We start from the raw sequence: 16,883 nt of genomic DNA, 5'->3' as shown, positions 1-16,883 counted from the left end.
GTTCCTCAAAGCCGAAACCGATCCACCGACTGCGACAACTGCCCCGCCAGGCTCGACAGCTCATCCGTCGTCGAAGCCGTCTGCCCGATCACCTTGCTGTTACCTTCGGACATCCCGGCAATCATCTCTACCTGATGGGCGATTTCATTGCTGGCCAGGCTTTGTTCGCCGATGGTGCGGCTGATGTCGTTGACCAGTTGTGTGGTGTTGAGCGTGGCCTCGAGGATTTCGCGGATGGCGCGCTCGACGTCGGCGGTCACGGCCATGCCTTTGTCGACCTGGGCGACGCCCTCCTCCATGCTGACCACCGCCTCGCGGGTGCTTTGCTGGATGCGCGAGACCATGCCGGCTATTTCCTGGGTCGAGGCGCTGGTGCGGCCTGCCAGGCTGCGCACCTCGTCGGCCACCACGGCAAAACCACGGCCCTGCTCCCCGGCGCGAGCGGCCTCGATGGCGGCGTTGAGCGCCAGCAGGTTGGTCTGGTCGGCGATGCCCTTGATCACCTGGATGATGCTGAAAATCCCTTCCGATTCCTTGTCCAGCGTGCGAATTACCTGCGCCGACTGCTGCGCCGAACGGGCGATGCCGTCCATGTCGTTGACTACCTGGTGGATCACCCGCCCGCCATCCTTGGCCAGCGCCTCGGCCTGGTTGGCCATGTCCAGCGCCCGCCCGGCATGCCGGGTGATTTCCTCGATGCTCGCGGTCATTTCACTGGCGGCAGCGGCCATGGTGCTGGCGGCAGCGCTTTGCTGCTGGCTGCTGCCGGCCACTTCGTGACAACCATTGCTCAGGCGTGTGCTCATGCCGCTGACGCCATGGGCGTTGCTGCGCACCACTTCGATCATGCCGCGCAAATCACGCTGCATGGTCGCCAGGCTGCGAATCAACAGGCTGGCTTCGTCGGTGCGGGTCGGCTCGACAATGGGTTCGCTCAAGTTGCCGTGGGCGATGCTCTCGGCAATGCGGCTGGCCGTGCGCAACGGACCCATGATGCTCAGGATTACCCAGCGTCCCTGGGCCAGCAGCAACAACAGGCTGGCGATGAGCACGGCGCCGAGGGTCAGGTTGGCGCTGCCGAGCGCCTGGCGGGTGCCTGCACTGGCCTGTTGGCTGTTGCTTTCAATCAGCTCGCTGAGGGCGGCCATCTGCTCTTCCAGTTGACTGAACACGCTGTTGAAGGTGCCGAGTTCCTTTTGCGCGGCCTCGGGATTTTCCAGGGCCACGCCGGCAATGCGCTCGGCCGTACTGATGTAGGTGTCGAGACTGGGCTTGATCCTGTTCAGCGCGGTTTTTAGAGTGTCGTTGACCGGCAGCTGGAGGTTGTCGCCGAGCACTTGTCGAAAGTGCGCCGCGTGCTCTTCGATGGACGTGCGCACCTCGGCCTGGCTGCTGGTGCTTTTGCCCAGCCCGACCAGCATCGCCGACAACACGTCGGCGCGCAGCGCGTCATGCATCATGTCGGCTTCCATGTGGTTGCGCAGCACGGTCATGCCCACTTCGTTGTCCTGCACCGCCTCCGCCATCCGGGCCGTCCCCAGGTAACCGACCAGGCCCATGATCAACGCGGTGAGCAACCCCGTCCCTATCAACAACAGTAAACGCAGTTTTATGGACACTCTGTGGTTCCTCTTCTGGCACGTGTGTCGGTTGGCCAACGGCCACCGCGAATGGCATCTCAAGAGGTTATCGACGGGTCTCTGCGCGAATTGAAGCCTATTGCAATTGATTGTGGTTTTTTCGACATGCGGTAGGTAACCCAGCTTTTTCTGCGGTATGGCCCAGGGAAATCAACAGCAGGTTCGCGTATTTCCTCCGCTCCATGCTAGGTTGTACGATGACAGACATGTTATCTAGTACTCCTCGATCCGATCCCCCACAACAACAAGGAAACATCATGAAAAAAGCAAACCTGCTGATTGGTTTTCTGTGCCTGTTCAGCGGCTACGTCGCCGCCACCCCGGCTTCCGGAGACAAGGACGTAGCGCAAGCCGTCGAGCACTTGACCCAGGCGATGCTGCACAAGGACATTCCTGAACTGAACGCGTTGACCGCCGAGAACCTCACCTACGGCCATTCCAGCGGCAAGATCCAGGACAAGAAAGCCTTCATCGCCGATATCGAAACCGGCAAAAGTGCCTTCAAGACCCTTGAGATGCAGAACCAGAGCATCACCGTTTCCGGCGATGTCGCGCTGGTCCGCCACCACTTCTCGGCCCAGGCCCTCAAGGGCACCGAGGTGGTCCCGACAGAAATCGAGAATTTCCAGATCTGGCAGAAACAAGGCGGAAAATGGCTGCTGGTAGGACGCCAGGCGTTCAAGTTCTGATGTTTGACTGATCCCGAAAAAAGGGGACGAATCGGCGTCTACCCGCCCTTCGCCCCCTTTTGTGTTGCGCCGATCAACCCGCTGGTTTCAGTGCCCGCGAATGTAATGTTCAAACTGGCGAATCAGGTCCGCCTGCTCGACAATGGCCTCCTTGACCAGATCGCCAATCGACAGCAACCCGATCAGCTCGCCATTTTCCACCACCGGCAAGTGCCGCAAGTGGCTGTCGGTCATGACCGCCATGCAATGCTCGATGCTCTGCTGGCTATCGGCCGTGACCACCGGCGAACTCATGATTGCCCTGACCGGCGTGCCGACTGACGAACGCCCCAGCAGGACCACCTTGCGCGCATAGTCGCGCTCGCTGATCACCCCGACGACCTGGCCCTTTTCGATCACGGGCAATGCGCCAACGTTTTTTTCGGCCATTTTCTTCACGGCGTCCAGCACCATGGCATCCGGGGCGATGCTGTGCACCTGCTGGTTTTCCACGACCTTGAGCTTGAGCAACTGTGCGGCTGTCTTCATGTTCGTCTCCTGCTGTGAATGGCGTGCAACGTCAGGCCACCCCGACTTCCACCACCCCGTCGTTCAACCGCACCGGCCAGACCCGCAAGCGCTGTTGCGGGTACTCCAGGCAAATGCCGTCCTCCAGACGAAAGTGCTGCTTGTAGATAGGTGACGCAACGACCAGGTCGCCCTTGATGCTGCCGACCAGACCGCGGCCGATGACATTGGCGCCGGATTGCGGGTCGTGGTTGTCGATGGCATAGAGGTTCTTGCCCGCCATGCCCGGCAGGTAGAACAGCGCCACCTGGGCACCGTCCAGCCACACCACCACGCCGGAGTCATTGACCAGGTCGTGCTGGCTGCACACCGATTGCCAGGTGGCAGACGCAGCGGATTCAACGCGTTGGCTATTGGACTGGTTCATCAGGCACGCTCCTCGGTAACGGGGATCAGGTTGAGTTCGGCCGCCATGATCGGCCGGCGCTGGCCGCGCTCCTGGACAAAGTGGATGTCCGGGTCTGCGCGTTTGTCGTTGACGAAGGTGCGGAAGCGCTTGAGCTTTTCCGGGTCCTTGAGGGCGTTGGCCCACTCGCATTCGTAGCGATTGACCACCAGTTGCATCTGCGATTCGAGTTCGGCACCGAGCCCGAGGCTGTCGTGGATGATCACGTCCTTGAGGTAGTCCAGGCCGCCTTCCAGGCTTTCGCGCCAGACCGAGGTGCGCTGCAGTTTGTCGGCGGTGCGGATGTAGAACATCAGGAAACGGTCGATGTAGCGGATCAGGGTCGCGTCATCGAGGTCGGTGGCGAACAGCTCGGCATGGCGCGGGCGCATGCCGCCGTTGCCGGCGATGTAGAGGTTCCAGCCCTTCTCGGTGGCGATCACGCCGACGTCCTTGCTTTGCGCTTCGGCGCATTCACGGGTGCAACCGGACACCGCGAACTTGAGCTTGTGCGGCGAGCGCAGGCCCTTGTAGCGATCCTCGATGGTCAGGGCCATTTGCACGCTGTCCTGCACGCCATAGCGGCACCAGGTGCTGCCGACGCAGGACTTCACCGTGCGGGTCGATTTGCCGTAGGCGTGGCCGGTTTCGAAGCCCGCTTCAATCAGTTCGCTCCAGATGTCCGGCAACTCATGCAACTGGGCGCCGAACAGGTCGATGCGCTGGCCGCCGGTGATCTTGGTGTAGAGGTCGTATTTCTTCGCCACCACGCCGATGGCTATCAGCTTGTCCGCGGTGATCTCGCCACCGGGAATGCGCGGCACCACTGAATAGGTGCCGTTTTTCTGCATGTTCGCCATGAAGGTGTCGTTGGTGTCCTGCAACGGCACCAGCGACGGGTCCATGATCGGCTGGTTCCAGCACGACGCCAGGATCGAGCCCACCGCCGGCTTGCACACGTCGCAACCGGTGTGGCCGCGGCCATGCTTGGCCAGCAGTTCTTCGAAGCTGATCACCCCTTCTACCCGCACCAGCGCATACAGTTCCTGACGGGTGTAGGCGAAGTGTTCGCACAGGCTCTTGTCGACGCTTACCCCACGGGCAACCAGCTCATGCTCGAAGACTTGCTTGAGCAAGCCTGCGCAACCACCGCAACCGGTGCAGGCCTTGGTCTGCGACTTGAGCAGGCCGAGGTCGGTGCAACCGCCGTCGATGGCCGAGCAGATGGCGCCCTTGGTCACGTTATGGCAGGAGCAGACCGTGGCGGTTTCGGGCAAGGCGCCAGGGCCGAGGGTCGGCGCGCCTTCGGACGACGGCAGGATCAATGCCGCCGGCTCGGACGGCAAGGCAATCGCGTTCTGCATGTATTGCAGCAGCGTGTCGTAGTAGCTGTTGTCGCCGATCAGCACCGCACCGAGCACCTGTTTGCCGCTGGCGTCGACCACCAGGCGCCGATAGCTGGCGCTGGTTTCATCGATGAACTGATAGCTGCGCGCACCCGGCGTATTGGCGTGGGCATCGCCGATGGAGCCGACGTCGACACCGAGCAATTTGAGCTTGGTCGACATGTCGGCGCCTTGGAAGGGCTCGGCTGCGTCGTCACACAAGCGTGCCGCGACACTGCGGGCCATCTGGTAGCCGGGGGCGACCAGGCCGAACAGGCTGCCGTTCCACGAGGCGCACTCGCCGATGGCGTAGATGTGCGGGTCGCAGCTCAGGCAGGTGTCGTCGATCACCACGCCACCACGCGGGCCAATGTCCAGCGCGCATTGACGGGCCAGTGCATCCTGGGCACGAATCCCGGCGGAGAACACCACCAGGTCGGTCTCAAGGAATTCGTCGTTGGCAAAATTCATCCGGTAGCGGTACTGCTCGCCGGCACTGATCGACTGTGTAGCGCGAGACAGGTGCACTCCGACGCCCAGCCGTTCGATCTGCGCCTTGAGCGCCAGCCCACCCAGATCATCCAGTTGCACCGGCATCAAACGTGGCGCGAACTCCACCACATGGGCTTCAAGACCCAGGCTTTTCAGGGCGTTGGCGGCTTCCAGGCCGAGCAAGCCACCGCCGACCACCACACCGCGCCGGGCATTGGCCGCCGCGGCACGAATGGCATCGAGGTCTTCCAGGGTGCGATAGACCAGGCGCGAGTCACCTTCGGCGCCTTCGATCGGCGGCACAAACGGGTAAGAGCCGGTGGCCAGGACCAGCTTGTCGTAGGCCACACAGCCTTGTGCGGTGATCACCTGGCGCCGGACGCGATCGATTTCCAGCACCGGCACCCCCAGGTGCAGGGTGACGCCGGGCGTCTGGTACAACGCCGCGTCACTGAGTGCCAACGACTCGGCGTCGCGACCGGAGAAGTATTCGGACAGATGCACGCGGTCGTAGGCACGCATCGGCTCTTCACTGAAGACGTGCAGCCGATAACGATCAAGCGCGCCGCGCTCGATCAACTGCTCGACACAATGATGTCCGACCATGCCATTGCCGATCACGATCAGCGTTTGCAGCTTGTTCAAACTGGCTACATTGGAATTCATAAACGACCCTGCCCAAAGCCCATCACGGTGAAAAAAAGCAAAAAAAAACGCCTGAAACCTTGCGGTTCCAGGCGTCTTTGCCTGTTCTTTTGCGGTGTTGAAACCAGACGGCCATGCCTGATCCACCGATGTTGCCCACGACCTGTGCGGCCAGTCGATCGTCGTTGACCGAGAGGGCTGCCCGTCTTTTTCAGAGGGGCTTGAGGGGGTTGATGCAGTGTTTGTGCCAGATTGCTTATTGATACTTCCACGGTCGTGAGAACTGGCGTGATGACCGCGAGTCAGGCGTGTTTCTGGCGGATTGAGCGGGGCGGGCGACTGTCGCAGCTTGCCGTGGAAAAACTCGGCAAACCGCTTCGCACTGGTGCACGTTGCCAGGCACGGCGCTTTAAAAGTGCATGCAACGGTCGATTGCGCTGCCGGGATTTCAAACAGTGTGATGCTGGCGGAGATCACGGCGAATCGGTGCTGGATCAGATTGATCCGCCTTGATGGGTGTTCCGCCCTTCAATAATGCGCTGGTCTTTCGGGCGCCATCGCCGGCAGGCCGACTCCCACAGTAGATCGGGTACGGCCGCGAGAGACGGATTGGCTGCCAGGTCGTCATCGCTGGCAAGCCAGCTCCTACAGTTTGATCGGGTACATTAGTGGGAGAGTTTGAAGCGTCAGCAACACCGCGTATTACATTTCCCACGACCGAAACGCGCTTCCTGACGCTCGCGGAAAAACGCCTCATGGCTCATCACCGGCTCGCCCGGATGCTTGATCGCCATTTGCGTGAGGTAATTGTCGTAATCGGGAACACCCACCATCAAACGCGCGCCCTGGCCAAGGAAACCGGCGACTTGCTGCAGTTTACGAATCATGACGATGCTCGCTTCAACTCGTTGGAAAGCGCCATCTAATCGCAAGTTTGTATCTGCAATGTGTCGACTTCCGGCGCGTTTGCATATTCATGTATTCCACCGACCGCGACCTTTTGGCGCATGACCGGCTGGCCATCGATTGAGCGCCAACGGGCAACAGTTTGTTAACATCCACGCGCTTTTTCTCGTCTGAGAGATCAGCCACTGTAGATTTCCAGTCGCTACACAGGATGCTTTTTTCCATGAGTACGTTGTATTCCCGCCGCACGGTCCTGCAAGGCATGAGCCTGCTGAGCCTCGGCCTGCTCGCCGGCTGCGATGACAGCAGCAAGCTGTCGTTCAAATACGGCAAGGACCTGAGCGACAAGATCATGGGGCGTTCCTTCAAGCTCAAGGACGCCGAAGGCGAAACCCGCATGCTCGGCAGCTACCAGGGCCTGATGCCGATGATTTTCTTCGGTTTCACCCAATGCCCGGCCGTCTGCCCGACCACGCTGGCCCGCGCCGCCCAGGCGAAGAAACTGATGGGCCGCGACGGCGAGCGCCTGCAAGTGATCTTCATTACCCTGGACCCCGAGCGCGATACACCCCAATTGCTCGACAAGTACGTGAAAGCCTTCGACCCGAGTTTCGAAGCGCTGTCCGGCACCCTGGAAGAAACCGCCGCCACCGCCAAGGAGTTCGGCGTATTCTTCGAGAAAGTCCCAAGCGGCGACACCTACACCCTGTCCCATACCGCGACCAGCTTCGTGTTCGACTCCCGTGGCAATTTGCGCCTCGGCCTGTCCGCGTCCCTTACCGCTCAAGAGTGCGCAGAAGACCTGCTCACCGTCATGGAGGTCTGCTGATGACTTTGTTTTGCGCACCACGTTTCAAACAGCTTGTACTGGGAATGGCCCTGATCGGCATGGCGTGGCAGGTGTCAGCGCAAACCCAGGTCAACAACGCCTGGGTCCGGGCGACAGTGGCCGGCCAGCCTTCGAGCGGCGCTTTCATGACTTTGCAGGCCGACACTGACAGCAAGCTGCTCAGCGTGCAGTCGCCCGTGGCGAAGTTGGTGCAGATTCACCAGTCGAGCATGAAAGACGATGTGATGAGCATGCAGCAGGTCGAGTCCGTGGCGTTGCCGGCCGGCAAGGCGGTGAGCTTCGATCCCCATGGCTACCACATCATGCTCATGGACCTGACGGGCCAGATCAAGGAAGGCGACAGCGTGCCCCTGACCCTGACCGTGGAAAACGCCAAGGGCGAGAAAGAGACGATCAAGGTCCAGGCCCCGGCGCGTGCGCTGGGCACGATGAACCCTAGTACGATGGATCATGGCAACATGGATCACAGCAAGATGCATTGAGAGTCTGGCGGCCTCCCTGACGGAGGCCGCGCTTTGATGGGAGCTGCGTACTGATGACGACGAACACCGAAACCGCCATCCTCGCCGGCGGCTGCTTCTGGGGCATGCAGGACCTGCTGCGGCGCTACCCGGGCGTGATCTCCACGCGGGTGGGCTACACCGGCGGTGATGTACCCAATGCAACCTATCGCAACCATGGCTCCCACGCCGAAGCGATCGAAATCGTCTTCGACCCGGAGCAGATCAGCTATCGCCAGATCCTCGAATTTTTCTTCCAGATCCACGACCCGAGCACCCTCAATCGTCAGGGTAACGATATCGGCATGAGCTATCGCTCGGCGATCTTCCATCTCGATGAAGAGCAAAAGCGCGTGGCCGAGGATACCGTGGCCGACGCTGACGCCTCTGGCCTATGGCCAGGCAAGGTGGTGACGGAAATAGAACCCGCCGGCCCCTTCTGGGAGGCGGAGCCTGAGCATCAGGATTACCTCGAACACTACCCCAACGGTTACACCTGCCACTTCGTACGACCGAACTGGACGTTGCCCAGACGTAAGTAACGGCAGGAGCCGGCTTGAATCAAGTCAGATAGCCGCGCTGCGCGCCATGCCAGTGGCCGTTTGGACACGGCGCCTGGGCGCCGAATCGACACCTGGTGAATCAGGCCCCATAGGCGCCTTGAAAGATTCCGCCTATCGGCTACAAATACTCCAGCTATTAGCCGTCTGCCCAAGGGCGGTCTAGCCTTATCTAGCGCCGGTGCGGTCTGGCCGGCCTAGACCTGATAAGAAGATAAAGCAGGAGTCAGAAACCGACTAGGCATGCCTGGGTCATCGCGTTGGCAACTCGCTTGCCAGTGCCGCGATGCCCATTTGGCCACGATGATCAGTTGATCGACTTGCTGGGCCAACAGCCTGAGTCATTGATTTCACTCACCGCTATCAGACCTCAACCGGGACGATGGCTGAATGAACACGACCAAAGGTAGCTCACAGATGGGAACTGAAACGAAATGCCCGTTCAATCACGCCGCTGGTGGTGGCACCACGAACCGCGATTGGTGGCCGAACCAGCTTAATCTGAAGATCCTGCACCAGCACTCGTCCCTGACCACCCCCACGGACGAGGGCTTCAAGTATGCCGAGGCGTTCAAGTCCCTGGATTTTGCCGCGCTCAAGCGTGACCTGACCGCCCTGATGACCGATTCGCAAGACTGGTGGCCGGCAGACTTCGGTCACTATGGACCGCTGTTCATCCGCATGGCCTGGCACTCCGCCGGCACCTACCGGACCGGCGATGGCCGCGGCGGCGCCGGCTCTGGCCAGCAGCGCTTTGCACCGCTCAACAGTTGGCCGGACAACGTCAGCCTGGACAAGGCCCGCCGCCTGCTGTGGCCGATCAAGCAAAAATACGGCAACAGCATTTCCTGGGCCGACCTGATCGTCCTGACCGGTAACGTCGCGCTGGAATCCATGGGCTTCAAGACCTTCGGTTTTTCCGGTGGCCGGCCTGATGTCTGGGAACCGGACGAGGATGTCTACTGGGGCTCGGAAAACAAATGGCTGGGTGGCGACGTTCGTTACGACAAAGCGCAAAAACCCATGCAGGAACCCGGCGAAGGCCCGCTCGTCGCCGAACCTGGGGAAAATGAGGAGAGCCGTACCGAGCAAGGCCGCAACCTGGAAAACCCTCTGGCGGCCGTGCAAATGGGCCTGATCTATGTGAACCCGGAAGGCCCGGAAGGCAACCCGGACCCGGTGGCCGCCGGCAAGGACATCCGTGAAACCTTCGGCCGGATGGCCATGAACGACGAGGAAACCGTGGCGCTGATTGCCGGCGGTCACGCATTCGGCAAGACCCATGGCGCAGGACCGGCCGACAACGTCGGCGCCGAGCCCGAAGCCGCTGGCCTGGAAGAACAGGGCCTGGGCTGGAAGAACAAGTTTGGCATCGGCAAAGGCCCGGACACCATCACCAGCGGCCTGGAAGTGACCTGGACCACCACGCCCACGAAGTGGAGCAACAACTTCCTGGAGAACGTGTTCGGCTTCGAATGGGAGCTGACCAAGAGCCCGGCGGGCGCCCACCAGTGGACGCCGAAAAACGGTGCCGGCGCCGGGATCATTCCGGACGCGCACGATCCGTCCAAACGGCGCAATCCGACCATGCTGACCACGGACCTGGCGCTGCGCTTCGACCCGATCTACGAGCCGATTTCCCGGCGTTTCCTGGAGAACCCCGATCAACTGGCCGACGCGTTCGCCCGCGCCTGGTACAAGCTGATCCACCGCGACATGGGGCCACTCTCGCGCTACCTCGGCCCGGAAATGCCCAATGAAGAACTGTTGTGGCAAGACCCGATACCTGCCGTCGATCATCCGCTGGTCAACGACAGCGACGTCGCGGCCCTGAAAAGCAAGCTGCTGGCCTCGGGCCTGTCGGTCTCGCAACTGGTCTCGACGGCGTGGGCGGCGGCGTCCACCTTCCGCGGTTCGGACAAGCGCGGCGGTGCCAACGGTGGGCGTTTGCGCCTGGCCCCACAGAAGTTCTGGCAGGCCAACCAGCCCGACCAACTGGCCAGCGTGCTGGCGAAACTGGAAGGTATCCAGCAGGAATTCAACGCCGGCGGCAAGAAAATCTCCCTGGCCGACCTGATCGTCCTCGCCGGTAATGCGGGCATCGAACAGGCCGCGAAAAATGCCGGGCACACGATCACGGTGCCGTTCACGCCGGGGCGCATGGACGCTTCCCAAGAACAGACCGATGTCGAGTCGTTCGGTTTTCTCGAACCGATCGCCGATGGCTTCCGCAATTACCTCAAGGGCAAATACACGGTATCGGCGGAGTCGCTGTTGATCGACAAGGCGCAGTTGCTGACCCTGACCGCGCCGGAAATGACCGTGCTGATTGGCGGCCTGCGTGTGCTCAAGACCAACGCCGGACAAACTTCCCACGGCGTGTTCACCACGCGGCCGGAGGCGCTGACCACCGACTTCTTCACCAACCTGCTGGACATGGGCGTGGAGTGGAAGCCGGTGTCGGATGCCCAGGAAGAGTTTGAAGCGAGCGACCGCAAGACCGGCCAGAAAAAGTGGTCGGGCACGCGAGTCGACCTGGTCTTCGGCTCCAACTCGCAGTTGCGCGCGCTGTCGGAGTTCTATGCCAGTAATGGCGAGGAGAAGTTCATCAAGGACTTCGTGGCGGCCTGGACCAAGGTGATGAACCTTGACCGCTTCGACCTGAAGTGAGCTGAACTGCGGGGTGAAATGGCGAGCGCGCAGCCTGGACTGCGCGCTCGCCGATCACTCAGTGGGGCGCGCGATGGATGGTCTTTAGCAGGTCCTCGGGGCTGATGTGCCCGACGACCTGCTGCACGCTGCCCGGTTGCGGCAGATCGAGGATGTGCCCTTTCATCTTGCCGATCACGTGCATCTCGCAAGGCTTGCAGTCGAACTTCAACGTCAGCACTTCGTCGCCGTGGATCAACTGCATCGGCGCGACCTTGGTGCGCACGCCCGTCACGCCCTTGGCCTGCTTGGGGCACAGGTTGAAGGAAAACCGCAGGCAGTGCTTGGTGATCATCACCGGCACTTCACCCGTCTCCTCATGGGCCTCGTAGGCCGCATCGATCAGCTTGACCCCGTGACGGTGATAGAAGTCGCGGGCCTTCTGGTTGTAGACGTTGGCCAGGAACGACAGGTGCGACTCCGGGTACACCGGCGGCGGTGTGGTCTCGGCTTTGCGGCCGCCCCGTGGGTGGGCCGCGATGCGCGCCACGGTCAACGCCTCGATCACTTCGCGGCGCAAGGCCTTGAGTTGCGAGTTGGGAATGAAGAACGCCTGCGGGGCGTCCAGCTTGATGTTGGTGGCGTGGTACTCGGTGGTACCCAGTTGGCCCAGCAGATCGTGCAATTGCTCCAGGGCCTGTTCTGGTTTATTGGCCACGCCAAACGGCCCGTCCAGGCCGACACTGGCGCTGATGCCCTCTTCGCTGGTGGCAATCAGTTCCAGGCGTTCTTCACGCAGGCGCGCCACCCAGGAAAGACCGATCCGGCGCTCGGCGGAGGTCTTTTGCAGCGCCTGGGCCCAGTTGTGATCCAGGTTGCGACTCAGCGGGTGATTCGGGCGCAATTGGTGCAAGCCCTTGGGCATCTCGTTGGGCTCGACGCGGTAGCGATAGCGTTTTTCGCCGTCCTCTTCAAACTCGCCTTTAGGCTCGGCGATGTTGGTCCGCCAGCCCACCACTTCACGCTTGACCAGCACGTTGAGGCCGTCACCGTTGGACAGTGGCTCGTGGGTGACCACCAGCAGGTCGCGCTTGCCGACTTTTTCCACCACGCCCACCGGCAGGCCGGTGAAGGTCGGCGAGTCGAAGGCGCCGATGTCGATCTTGCGTTCGCTGACGAAGTAGTCGGTGCTGCCACGGTGGAAGGTCTTGTCCGGATCGGGCAGGAAGAAATGCGCGGTGCGGCCGCTGGATGCGCGGGCCAGGTCCGGACGGTCTTCGAGCACGGCGTCCAGGCGCTGGCGGTAGTAGGCGGTGATGTTCTTCACATAGCCCATGTCCTTGTAGCGCCCTTCGATCTTGAACGAGCGCACGCCAGCTTCCACCAGGGCGCGGATGTTGGCGCTCTGGTTGTTGTCCTTCATCGACAGCAGGTGCTTCTCGTAGGCGATCACCCCGCCCTTTTCGTCCTTGAGGGTGTATGGCAGGCGGCAGGCCTGGGAGCAGTCGCCACGGTTGGCGCTGCGACCGGTGTGCGCGTGGGAAATGTTGCACTGGCCGGAGAACGCCACGCAGAGCGCGCCGTGGATGAAGAACTCGATCGCCGCGTCGGTTTCGTCGGCGATGGCGCGGATTTCCTGCAGGTTCAGCTCGCGGGCCAGTACCAGTTGCGAGAAACCAGCCTGGTCGAGGAACTTCGCCCGCTCCAGGGTGCGGATGTCGGTCTGGGTGCTGGCGTGCAGCTCGATCGGCGGGATGTCCAGTTCCATCACACCAAGGTCCTGGACGATCAGCGCATCGACGCCCGCATCGTACAACTCATGAATCAGCTTGCGTGCCGGTTCCAGTTCGTTGTCGTGCAGGATGGTATTGATCGTGGTGAACACCCGGGCGTGGTAGCGATGGGCGAACTCCACCAGGGCGGCGATATCGCTCACTTCGTTGCAGGCGTTATGACGCGCGCCGAAGCTCGGGCCGCCGAGGTAGATGGCATCGGCGCCATGCAGGATGGCCTCGCGGGCGATCGCCACGTCACGGGCGGGGCTGAGCAATTCCAGGTGATGTTTGGGCAGGGACATAATATTTTTAGTCAGGCTGTCACGGTCGAGGCGCGCATTGTAGCGGTGAAATGCCTGAGGGGCACCCATGTACTGCCAGGTGGCGGCTTGCGGGTGCGAAGATGCAGCTGCGCGTACCAAAACCCCTTGTAGGAGCTGGCTTGCCAGCGAAGGCGGCCTTGAGTATTGCGCTGCTCTTTCGGGCCTCTTCGCTGGCAAGCCAGCTCCTACAGGTTCGCGTGTGGGATTACGATCAGGCCTTGGCGGCCATCGCAGTCACTTCCACGCGCATGCCTTCGACCGCCAGCGACGCCACGCCCACCGCAGCGCGCACTGGCCACGGTTTGGCGAAGAAGCGCTTGTAGACCTCATTGAACGCGGCGCGGTCGGCCATGTCGGTGAGGTAGATGGTCAGGTGCAGCACCCGGTCCATGGAACTGCCGGCGCGCTCCAGCGCCACTTTCAGCGCTTGCAGGGTGCATTCGCTTTGCAGGGTGATATCGCCCAGTTCAAGGCTGCCATCGGCACGGGTCGGAATCTGGGTGGAGACCAGCATGCCGGCGAAACCGGCGACGTCGGAGGAAATGGAGTCCGCATCGGGATCGGGAACGAAGGTCAGGTCTTGATTTGCCATGGGGGTCTCTTGCTTGAGGTGGTAAGGCGGCGGCGCGCGCAGGTCAGCCGCAGCCTTCGTGCAGCAACGCCTGTTACGCCGCCAGTTTACGGAACCGTCACGCCACCCGCTCGATTTTATCCGCGCCACGCTTCTTGCCGTCGCCGTTGCCGCGCATCAACACCCAGCGCACGACCTTGTTCCAGGCATAACCCACCGCCACGCCACCGACGATCGCAAGGATCACCGCGAGTACCGGATAGTCGCCGAGGCGCCGGGCCACCGACTGAAACTGGAAATGCGTCAAGTAGATATACAGCGTCGAGGACGCAATCAATGCCACGCCACGGGCCATCAAACCGGGTACGGGAATGGACCGGACCCAGATCACCAGGAGCGCGGCAGGCACGGCGATATCGATATGGTTCCAGATCTCGGCGGCGAACGGTCCATACCCCAACATGGCCACCATGTCCTGCCAACCCACTACCAGGACGGTCACGGCGCTGACGATCAACTTCTGGCGGGTTGAACCGGCACTGTGAATGGCCATGCCGAGCACCATGATCGCCAGGTAATGCTGGGGCACCCGATTGAGCAGCGCGGTGGCATCGAACACATAGGTACTGATCAGCACATCGACCACCGCCAACGCGCATGAAGCAATGACAAAACAACGAAACGGGTCTGCACTGATGACGTTCCTGACGCGCTCGAACGACAGTGCGAACCCGATGATCACCAGCATCTGCACCAGCAGTTCTATGTACCAATAGGCGAAGTTGCCGACGGTATCCGCCGAAAACCAATTGGAAATCAGCAGCAGTGATTGCCAATGCACCTTGTCGAACAGCATTTGCACCAACGCCGTGTACAGGATCGTAGGCACCGCGATACTGGCAACGGACTTCACCAGCGTGCGCACGCTCCCGTATTCATTGATGGCCTTGAATTGAAACCTTGCCAGGCTGACCCCGGAAATCAGGAACAGGATCATGGTTTCGCCAAAAATCGGCCAGGCTGAAAAAAGTTGAAAATGGCCAATGACAATCAAGACGATGGAAACCACGCGCATGAACACCGGCACTTCCATTGCCCGGATCGAAAACCTCGAGGCCTTGGTGTCGCTGGCCAGCTCACACAATTGAACGACCGGGATCATTTCCCATTGATCGGGCAGATGGCCGATCAGCTCTTCCAGCACCATGGACGCCTGGACGAACGAGAGTGAATCCCCGCCCAGCTCCACAAACGTCAGTTGCGGATCGATGCGCGGCACTTCGAGAATTTCGGCCCATGCCTGGGTCAACTTGAGCGCAAGCGGAGACAGGTCCTGGCTGGCATTGACGGGGGCCGCCTGGCTATCGACCAGCGCCTGCAACGCCCGCTTGTCGATCTTGCCGTTGGGCGTCAGTGGAATGGACTCCACGAACACGAACAATGCCGGCACCATGTAGTCGGGCAGTTCCTCCCCCACATGCTCACGCAGTTCAACCGCTGCAACAGGCTTGGCTGCAACGCAGCAGGCCAGCAGTTTCACGTTCGAACGGTCGTTGTCGGCCAGCACCACGCATTGTTTGATCCGCGGGTGTCTTGAGATCGCGCCTTCGATTTCAGCGAGTTCGATGCGATGGCCGCGAATCTTCACCTGGCTATCGCCGCGCCCCCGGAACATGACACTGCCATCGGCCAGATAAGTGCCCAGGTCGCCGGTTCGATAGCAGATATCACCCTCGGCCCGGGTAAAGGGATTGACCACAAACTTTTCTTTAGTCAGCGTCGCGTCACCGTAATAACCCAGGGACAGATACGGGCTGCGTATCAGGATTTCTCCGACTTCGCCTTCGCCGACCAACTGATTGGCCTCATTGACCAGCAGCAGTTGCGCGCCCTCGATGCCTTTGCCCAGCGGGATCCTCGAATTGTCGCGCGCGGGATCGACCTGATGGTAAGCCATCGCCTGGGGCGTTTCGGTGGTGCCGTAGAAGTTGACGCTGATGGCGTTGGGGGCAATGGCGCAGATTTGCTGGTACAGGGTGTTGCTCAAGGCATCCCCGCCCCAGAACAGGTAGCGCAGCCCATCGAACTGCAAGCCACTGATTTTCGCCCCAGTCTCAATGAGTTTGCCCAGGGGCGGCGTGAGGTGAATGACGGAGATCCCGTGCTGGTGTATCCATTTGGCCAATGCAGCTGGATCGATCACAGTCGACTGGGCCGGGATAACAACCTTTGCTCCAATGGACAGCGGCGTGAACACATCCCTGTAGACCGGGTCGTGGCCCAGCCCTGACAGCAGGGAAAAGCAACTGTCCTTGGTCAACGAATGACGCTGGCTGTGCCATTCGATGAAATGCACCAGGGGCGAGTGATGGGTGACAATCCCCTTAGGCTCGCCGGTACTGCCCGAGGTGAAGGTGATATAGGCCGGGTTTCCAGGGCTGACCTGGGGCAAGCCCCTTGGCTCGACGGCGAAAGCCTTCAGCACGTCGCCGGGTATTTCCGGGATGTTGACCACGCGTACCCCGGACGAGCGCCGGGGATCGAGCTCGAACGCGGCCTCGCCGCAGACCAGGATAAAGCTCGGCTCGAGCACCTGGACGATCTGCTCGATGCGCGCACGGGGATAGGCCATGTCGGCAACGGTGAACGTCAAGCCGGCGCGCGAGGCACCGAGCATGGCGTAGACCAGCCCCGCACAGCGACCGGAGACGATCACCACCCGGTCGGATGGCCTCGCGCCCTGCTCAAGCAGAAAGCCCGCCAGGCGCTGGCTGATCGCTGCAAGTTCGCCGTAGCTGCACGTAGCGTCCTGAGACACCACCGCCACGGCATCGGGCGTGCGTGCGGCGTGCTGCAGGAAGTCCATGAATATCGGCCGTTCGACACAATACTCCAGGTCCAGCGTCGGGTTTGGGCGCGCATCCTGCATATTATTGATTGACTCCC

General features: G+C 61.3%; 13 protein-coding genes and 1 pseudogene. 5 read left to right on the top strand and 9 right to left on the bottom strand.

Annotated elements, in window-relative coordinates; translation table 11 throughout:
• Nucleotides 1–5: 5 nt before the first annotated feature.
• Both ACYP2Q_RS27455 and ACYP2Q_RS27450 read right to left on the bottom strand, forming a co-directional pair.
• A complete protein-coding gene (locus ACYP2Q_RS27455; protein WP_459733396.1) occupies nt 6–731 on the bottom strand; it encodes a methyl-accepting chemotaxis protein in 726 nt (241 codons plus the stop codon).
• A gap of 132 nt (nt 732–863) precedes the next feature.
• Nucleotides 864–1,619 (bottom strand): annotated as a pseudogene (locus ACYP2Q_RS27450) (MCP four helix bundle domain-containing protein); the annotation flags it as partial.
• Between the two features lie 278 nt (nt 1,620–1,897).
• Between ACYP2Q_RS27450 and ACYP2Q_RS27445 the strand changes: the two are divergent.
• Nucleotides 1,898–2,329 carry a nuclear transport factor 2 family protein gene (locus tag ACYP2Q_RS27445; protein WP_459733344.1) on the top strand — a complete coding sequence of 144 codons (432 nt, stop codon included), beginning with the start codon at nt 1,898–1,900 and terminating at the stop codon, nt 2,327–2,329.
• An 87-nt stretch (nt 2,330–2,416) separates the two neighbouring features.
• On the opposite strand, the gene ACYP2Q_RS27440 is transcribed toward ACYP2Q_RS27445, so the two are convergent.
• From ACYP2Q_RS27440 to ACYP2Q_RS27425, 4 genes are all read right to left on the bottom strand, one after another.
• Nucleotides 2,417–2,857, bottom strand: coding sequence for a CBS domain-containing protein (locus tag ACYP2Q_RS27440; RefSeq protein WP_459733343.1), 441 nt, complete (start codon nt 2,855–2,857; stop codon nt 2,417–2,419).
• A gap of 31 nt (nt 2,858–2,888) precedes the next feature.
• A complete protein-coding gene (nirD, locus tag ACYP2Q_RS27435) occupies nt 2,889–3,263 on the bottom strand; it encodes a nitrite reductase small subunit NirD (protein WP_459733342.1) in 375 nt (124 codons plus the stop codon).
• Complete coding sequence (nirB, locus tag ACYP2Q_RS27430) at nt 3,263–5,824, bottom strand: nitrite reductase large subunit NirB (RefSeq protein ID WP_459733341.1); 2,562 nt, start codon at nt 5,822–5,824, stop codon at nt 3,263–3,265. The genes nirD and nirB overlap by 1 nt, the downstream gene beginning before the upstream one ends.
• Before the next feature lie 665 nt (nt 5,825–6,489).
• The gene (locus ACYP2Q_RS27425; protein WP_459733340.1) at nt 6,490–6,690 is read right to left on the bottom strand and encodes a YbdD/YjiX family protein; all 201 of its coding nucleotides are present in this window, start codon (nt 6,688–6,690) and stop codon (nt 6,490–6,492) included.
• 242 nt (nt 6,691–6,932) lie between these two features.
• Here ACYP2Q_RS27425 and ACYP2Q_RS27420 point away from each other — a divergent pair, with 242 nt between their 5' ends.
• The 4 genes from ACYP2Q_RS27420 to katG all read left to right on the top strand — a co-directional run bounded on the left by ACYP2Q_RS27420 (nt 6,933) and on the right by katG (nt 11,289).
• Nucleotides 6,933–7,538, top strand: coding sequence for an SCO family protein (locus ACYP2Q_RS27420; RefSeq protein ID WP_459733339.1), 606 nt, complete (start codon nt 6,933–6,935; stop codon nt 7,536–7,538).
• Nucleotides 7,538–8,041, top strand: a complete 504-nt coding sequence (locus tag ACYP2Q_RS27415) for a copper chaperone PCu(A)C (protein ID WP_459733338.1) — start codon at nt 7,538–7,540, stop codon at nt 8,039–8,041. Before ACYP2Q_RS27420 ends, ACYP2Q_RS27415 begins: the two co-directional genes overlap by 1 nt.
• A 53-nt stretch (nt 8,042–8,094) precedes the next feature.
• Nucleotides 8,095–8,601: a peptide-methionine (S)-S-oxide reductase MsrA gene (gene msrA / locus ACYP2Q_RS27410; RefSeq protein WP_459733337.1), complete on the top strand. Its 507-nt coding sequence runs from the start codon at nt 8,095–8,097 to the stop codon at nt 8,599–8,601.
• A 435-nt stretch (nt 8,602–9,036) separates the two neighbouring features.
• Nucleotides 9,037–11,289, top strand: a complete 2,253-nt coding sequence (gene katG, locus ACYP2Q_RS27405; protein ID WP_459733336.1) for a catalase/peroxidase HPI — start codon at nt 9,037–9,039, stop codon at nt 11,287–11,289.
• Between the two features lie 58 nt (nt 11,290–11,347).
• On the opposite strand, the gene ACYP2Q_RS27400 is transcribed toward katG, so the two are convergent.
• The 3 genes from ACYP2Q_RS27400 to ACYP2Q_RS27390 all read right to left on the bottom strand — a co-directional run bounded on the left by ACYP2Q_RS27400 (nt 11,348) and on the right by ACYP2Q_RS27390 (nt 16,866).
• Complete coding sequence (locus ACYP2Q_RS27400; protein ID WP_459733335.1) at nt 11,348–13,345, bottom strand: peptidase U32 family protein; 1,998 nt, start codon at nt 13,343–13,345, stop codon at nt 11,348–11,350.
• 232 nt (nt 13,346–13,577) lie between these two features.
• A complete protein-coding gene (locus ACYP2Q_RS27395) occupies nt 13,578–13,958 on the bottom strand; it encodes a RidA family protein (RefSeq protein ID WP_033044524.1) in 381 nt (126 codons plus the stop codon).
• 97 nt (nt 13,959–14,055) lie between these two features.
• Nucleotides 14,056–16,866, bottom strand: coding sequence for an amino acid adenylation domain-containing protein (locus ACYP2Q_RS27390; protein ID WP_459733334.1), 2,811 nt, complete (start codon nt 16,864–16,866; stop codon nt 14,056–14,058).
• Between the last annotated feature and the right edge of the window lie 17 nt (nt 16,867–16,883).

Source organism: Pseudomonas sp. MHK4 (genome assembly GCF_054600775.1).
The sequence above is the reverse complement of the archived record's forward strand: the minus strand, read 5'-3'. Positions and strand labels throughout refer to the sequence as shown.

What these genes read in the sequence shown, in the direction of transcription:
- ACYP2Q_RS27455 (WP_459733396.1), bottom strand. Translation starts at nt 731, where the DNA reads ATGGCCGCTGCCGCCAGTGAAATGACCGCGAGCATCGAGGAAATCACC.
- ACYP2Q_RS27445 (WP_459733344.1), top strand. Translation starts at nt 1,898, where the DNA reads ATGAAAAAAGCAAACCTGCTGATTGGTTTTCTGTGCCTGTTCAGCGGC.
- ACYP2Q_RS27440 (WP_459733343.1), bottom strand. Translation starts at nt 2,857, where the DNA reads ATGAAGACAGCCGCACAGTTGCTCAAGCTCAAGGTCGTGGAAAACCAG.
- nirD (WP_459733342.1), bottom strand. Translation starts at nt 3,263, where the DNA reads ATGAACCAGTCCAATAGCCAACGCGTTGAATCCGCTGCGTCTGCCACC.
- nirB (WP_459733341.1), bottom strand. Translation starts at nt 5,824, where the DNA reads ATGAATTCCAATGTAGCCAGTTTGAACAAGCTGCAAACGCTGATCGTG.
- ACYP2Q_RS27425 (WP_459733340.1), bottom strand. Translation starts at nt 6,690, where the DNA reads ATGATTCGTAAACTGCAGCAAGTCGCCGGTTTCCTTGGCCAGGGCGCG.
- ACYP2Q_RS27420 (WP_459733339.1), top strand. Translation starts at nt 6,933, where the DNA reads ATGAGTACGTTGTATTCCCGCCGCACGGTCCTGCAAGGCATGAGCCTG.
- ACYP2Q_RS27415 (WP_459733338.1), top strand. Translation starts at nt 7,538, where the DNA reads ATGACTTTGTTTTGCGCACCACGTTTCAAACAGCTTGTACTGGGAATG.
- msrA (WP_459733337.1), top strand. Translation starts at nt 8,095, where the DNA reads ATGACGACGAACACCGAAACCGCCATCCTCGCCGGCGGCTGCTTCTGG.
- katG (WP_459733336.1), top strand. Translation starts at nt 9,037, where the DNA reads ATGGGAACTGAAACGAAATGCCCGTTCAATCACGCCGCTGGTGGTGGC.
- ACYP2Q_RS27400 (WP_459733335.1), bottom strand. Translation starts at nt 13,345, where the DNA reads ATGTCCCTGCCCAAACATCACCTGGAATTGCTCAGCCCCGCCCGTGAC.
- ACYP2Q_RS27395 (WP_033044524.1), bottom strand. Translation starts at nt 13,958, where the DNA reads ATGGCAAATCAAGACCTGACCTTCGTTCCCGATCCCGATGCGGACTCC.
- ACYP2Q_RS27390 (WP_459733334.1), bottom strand. Translation starts at nt 16,866, where the DNA reads ATGCAGGATGCGCGCCCAAACCCGACGCTGGACCTGGAGTATTGTGTC.